Here is a 753-nt window from a genome sequence, read left to right as displayed (position 1 = left end):
CAAACAAGCAAAAGTAATCCATTTGGATATAGACCCAGCAGAGATTGACAAAAACGTACAGACAACCGTACCTGTATGGGGCGACTGTAAAGAGTCACTTCCAATGCTGACGGAATTGGTAAACGCTACAAATCACTCCGCTTGGCTTGCACAATTCCGTGAACTTGAAAAAGAAGAAATCAAAGAAGTCATCCAAAATGAACTTCACCCACAAACCGATATTATGACCATGGGTGAGGTCATCCATGTGTTGAATGAATTGACAGGCGGTGATGCGATCATTACAACGGACGTCGGTCAACACCAAATGGTAACTTGTCGCTATGCTAAATTCAACAACAGCAAATCGAATGTAACCTCAGGGGGCTTAGGAACGATGGGCTTTGGTCTTCCGGCAGCAATCGGTGCCTGGTATGGCGCGCCAGAGAAAACTGTCGTAGCAATCATCGGTGATGGTGGTATACAAATGACGATCCAGGAGCTCGGAACGATAATGCAATTTGGCGCAAAAGTCAAAATCATGATCCTCAATAATGAATTCTTGGGCATGGTACGCCAGTGGCAGCAATTGTTCCACGACAGACGTTATTCATTCGTGAATATCACGAGTCCTGATTTTGTTGCTGTAGCGAAAGGCTATTACATCGACGGTCAGAAGATTTCGGAACGTAAAGACCTACGTAGTGCCCTGAAAACCATGATTGATCACGACGGAGCATATCTACTGGAAGTGATGGTAGGTAAGGAAAACAA

Annotated in this window: 1 protein-coding gene; it reads left to right on the top strand. The window is 44.8% G+C overall.

The window, feature by feature from the left end:
* Positions 1-753: thiamine pyrophosphate-dependent enzyme (locus LE190_RS22180; protein WP_229517463.1), on the top strand; the 753-nt coding region annotated here is incomplete at both ends.

This window comes from Massilia hydrophila (genome assembly GCF_020208145.1).
Taxonomy (GTDB): Bacteria; Pseudomonadota; Gammaproteobacteria; order Burkholderiales; family Burkholderiaceae_D; genus Telluria; species Telluria hydrophila.
This window is presented reverse-complemented; position numbering and strand designations above follow the sequence as displayed.